The 3,744-nt window shown below is 44.3% G+C and carries 5 protein-coding genes and 1 pseudogene; 4 read left to right on the plus strand and 2 right to left on the minus strand.

The window, feature by feature from the left end; genetic code table 11:
* Positions 1 to 186, minus strand: a pseudogene (locus tag B3O33_RS14020) (phosphoglycolate phosphatase); the annotation flags it as partial.
* A gap of 3 nt (positions 187 to 189) precedes the next feature.
* Complete coding sequence (rpe, locus tag B3O33_RS14025) at positions 190 to 882, minus strand: ribulose-phosphate 3-epimerase (protein WP_069295252.1); 693 nt, start codon at positions 880 to 882, stop codon at positions 190 to 192.
* Positions 883 to 1,100: 218 nt separating this feature from the next.
* Between rpe and B3O33_RS14030 the strand changes: the two genes are divergently transcribed.
* From B3O33_RS14030 to B3O33_RS14045, 4 genes are all read left to right on the plus strand, one after another.
* On the plus strand, positions 1,101 to 1,934 hold the full coding sequence (locus tag B3O33_RS14030) for a DUF3530 family protein (protein WP_292363846.1): 834 nt from the start codon (positions 1,101 to 1,103) through the stop codon (positions 1,932 to 1,934).
* Positions 1,934 to 2,740 (plus strand): spermidine synthase, encoded by an 807-nt coding sequence (locus B3O33_RS14035; RefSeq protein ID WP_292359848.1) that lies wholly within the window; start codon positions 1,934 to 1,936, stop codon positions 2,738 to 2,740. The genes B3O33_RS14030 and B3O33_RS14035 overlap by 1 nt, the downstream gene beginning before the upstream one ends.
* Positions 2,741 to 2,902: 162 nt before the next feature.
* Positions 2,903 to 3,406, plus strand: a complete 504-nt coding sequence (locus tag B3O33_RS14040) for a L,D-transpeptidase family protein (RefSeq protein WP_292360226.1) — start codon at positions 2,903 to 2,905, stop codon at positions 3,404 to 3,406.
* Positions 3,407 to 3,567: 161 nt separating this feature from the next.
* A partial coding sequence (locus B3O33_RS14045; RefSeq protein WP_292363847.1) for a hypothetical protein occupies positions 3,568 to 3,744 on the plus strand: 177 nt, incomplete at its 3' end.

The following is a 3,744-nucleotide window of genomic DNA, read 5'->3' on the forward strand; positions in this document are numbered from 1 at the left end:
TATCAGGGCGCGCTTAATCAGTCTTTCAACACCATTCCCCACCCAGGTTCTGACTTTGGCTTCACCGTGTACGGGCATACCAAGTGTCAGCATAGTCTGATCAGTACACCAGGCCAGATCCGGCACACTGTCAACCAGCGTGCCGTCAAGATCGATGAGTGCCAGATCCGGCTTGATTAAAGCCATTATTTAGATTTTAGCTTGAGCTAATTCTGCACGCAGTGCTGCGATAACGGTTTCGTATTTATTGGGATCGCTGTCCTGAGCTGCACCAAATACTGCTGAACCTGCAACGAATGTACGGGCACCGGCTTCAGCAATTTCACGAATGTTCTGTACGTTTACGCCACCATCGATTTCCAGATCGATGTCGTAACCACTTTCATCAATCATTTTGCGGGCCTGACGGAGTTTTTCCAACGTGTGAGGAATAAATTTCTGGCCGCCAAAACCCGGGTTAACTGACATCAGCAGAATACGATCCACTTTATCCAGAACATGTTCTGCTAAAGTCAGTGGTGTGGCCGGGTTAAATACCAGACCTGCTTTACAGCCTTCGGCTTTAATCAGTTGCAGGCTGCGGTCAATATGCTCGGATGCTTCAGGGTGAAAAGTAATGAAACTGGCGCCCGCTTTAGCAAAATCAGGAATAATGCGATCAACCGGTTTAACCATTAAATGCACGTCAATTTCGGCGGTAACACCGTGTTTGCGCAATGCTTCACAGACTAAAGGTCCGATCGTCAGGTTGGGCACATAATGATTATCCATGACATCAAAATGAACAATGTCAGCACCTGAGGCCAGTACATTTACCACTTCTTCGCCAAGACGGGCAAAGTCAGCGGAGAGGATTGATGGGGCAATTTTGAATTCGGCCATGTCGGATTCTCTCTAAGTTAGTTAAAAATTTACTGTCAAAACCCGTTACTCTACCGCAAAACATGGGTTTTTTCAGCTTTTGAAATTCACTATCGCTGATTATACTGGCGCGAGATGCCTAACCGACACAAATAGGAAAACCGGTGCAAATCCAGAGACGATTATTTCTTACATTATGCATACTTTTTTTAACGAACCCGGCAGCCTATGCTGGAGCTGTGGATGATGCTTCCGCAGAAAAGCCACAAATTTTGCGTCAGGGATCAGTAACAAAAGGTTATGAAGTATTGCCAGTTGGTGAGCAGACTATTGCCGCCGCATATTTATCGCAAACCCTTGGCATACCTCGCGGTGCCGTATTATTGCTACATGATATTAATGAGCATATTGATAGCGCTGCTGTTGGTTTATTAAGACGTCAGCTACCAAGTCATGGCTGGAATACTCTGGCCATTAAGATTATTCGCTTTAGTGAAGATAACGACCAGTCTCAATTGACAGCTGAAACTGAGGCTACAGTGGATCCAGTTGAAGCGGTTCAAACGGCGGAAGTATCAGATGATAATCCTTCCGGTGATGCTGAAGCTCCCGTTGATTCGTTAACAGCGGAGTCATCTGCGGAAATCTATAAAATGGTCACCACAGCTGAGCGAATAGATGCAGCATTACTTAAGTTACAACAAGAGGGCCACGAAAATATCGTGTTGATTGGTCAGGGAGCAGGCGGTCGGCTAGCATTAAAGGCGCTTAATGAAACAGCGGTTCCAGTCACCGCTTTGGTTATGATTAATACTGGAGCGTTATCAGAAGGCATCGGTATTATTGATGTGACCATTCCAACGTTAGAAATTATGGGCAGCAGGCAGAAAGACGAGGTTAAACAAGCCATTCTCCAACGCCGGACACAGATGAAAACCGAACAGAGAACCAATTATCATTTACGACAGATTACTGGAGCGGATCATTATTTCAGTAGTGCGCCTAAACAGTTAACCAACCAGGTTCATGGCTGGTTAGTCAAACAACTGCTGGATGAAGAGGCTTCTCAATAATGCAACTCTATTATGGCGGCTTTGTAGTGTATCAAGCTGCATCTGATGAAGGCATCATTGAAGTCGTTGATATTGGTGATAAAAGATCGTTGCATTTTGGTACCTATCCTCGGCAGAGCAGTATGTCACTGCAATCACCACATCTGCTTGAACTGAGTTACACACGTGCCATGATGGCGGGCTTATTGTTTCAGCCGAAGCCAAGGAATATCTGTGTTATTGGTTTAGGTGGCGGCTCGCTGGTTAAGTTTTTATTACATCATTTTAATGAATGTCAGATTGATGTCATTGAATACCGGCAGGATGTGATTGATGTTGCACAACGTTATTTTAATGTGCCGCATAATGATCCCAGATTGCGAATTCATCATGGTGATGGCTACCAGTTTGTCAGTGACCAGTTTTTCAGTAATGGTGCATTTTATGATTTGCTTTTGGTCGATGCCTATGATCATCTGGGTATGTCTGCCAGCGTTGGTGGTCAGGCCTTTTTTGATGCCTGTGCCGGTGTTTTAAATGATGATGGCCTAATGAGTATTAATTTATGGGGAACTGACCGTCCGGGATTCAGTCAATCGATGCAACGAATTAACCAAAGCTTTGCTGATCAGACCTTGGTGTTGCCAGTTGCTGATAAGGGCAATGTGATTGGTCTGGCCTTGAAACAAAGGTTCAATGTGAGCCAGTTAAAAAGGCATCGTGATCTGGCCGATTCACTGAATCTGCAATTTGATGTTGATTTACCACAATCCCTGCATGATCTGATAAAGCAGAACATTTCATTTTTAAATCGATTATTTCTTTAAAAATATTTATTTACAGGTGATAATTAAGGCGTTTTATGATAAAAATCAGTTCACATCTTTTAGCGGATTAATTGCCCTATGTTCAGGCTGCTTTTCATAGCCCTTTTACTTCACTTCCCAACGGTCACGATGGCGGCATCGGGGGAGATAGAATTGGTTATCGTGCGCTCAGAAAACAAATTATTGGTTAGAAAAGACGATAAAACGTTGCGTAGCTTTAAAGTGGCTTTAGGCAGTGGTGGCCGGCAGCCCAAGATGCAAGAGGGCGATCGCAGAACCCCCAAAGGTCATTATCGGATAAAGGATATTCGCAGTAGTGACCGGTTTTATCTGTTTATGCACCTGGATTATCCAAATATGGATGATGCCAAACAGGCCCTCAAGGAAGGACGCATCACTCGTAAGGAATATCGCCAAATTCTGGCTGCTTTTATCTATAACGAAACGCCACCCCAAAATACGCCTTTAGGTGGGCAGATTGGTATTCATGGAATTGGCGATGAAACGCCTGACAAACTCGATATTCATGAGGTTTCCAATTGGACTCAGGGCTGTATTGCGATGCGCAATGCGGAAGTTCGGGAATTAGCCATGTGGGTAGAAAAAGGTACTCCGGTTATTATCGTTGATTCTTTGGAGTCATTTAAAGCGGCTGTAAACCCCTAATATCACTCCATCATTAATACTTTTTAGAATCCTCAAGATCAATTTTCATTAAATCAAGGCATGGTTCGTCAGCAAACAGCGGTGAGCAAAAGACAAAAATAACAGCCCTGTGTTTGTTACAATAAGCCGTTGATTTTTCGCTGTTGTTGATCTGAGGTTCTATGCAAGCCGCTCCTGATATTTTTTCCTACCGCAAATTCTGGGCTCACCGCTTCGGCATTGCACCACAATTGCCAATGTCACGCAGTGAAATGGAAGCTCTGGGTTGGGACAGCTGCGATGTGATTATCATTACCGGTGATGCCTATGTGGATCATCCCAGTTTCGGCATGGCATTA

The organism is Methylophaga sp. UBA1464, assembly GCF_002325665.1.
Classification (GTDB): Bacteria; Pseudomonadota; Gammaproteobacteria; order Nitrosococcales; family Methylophagaceae; genus Methylophaga.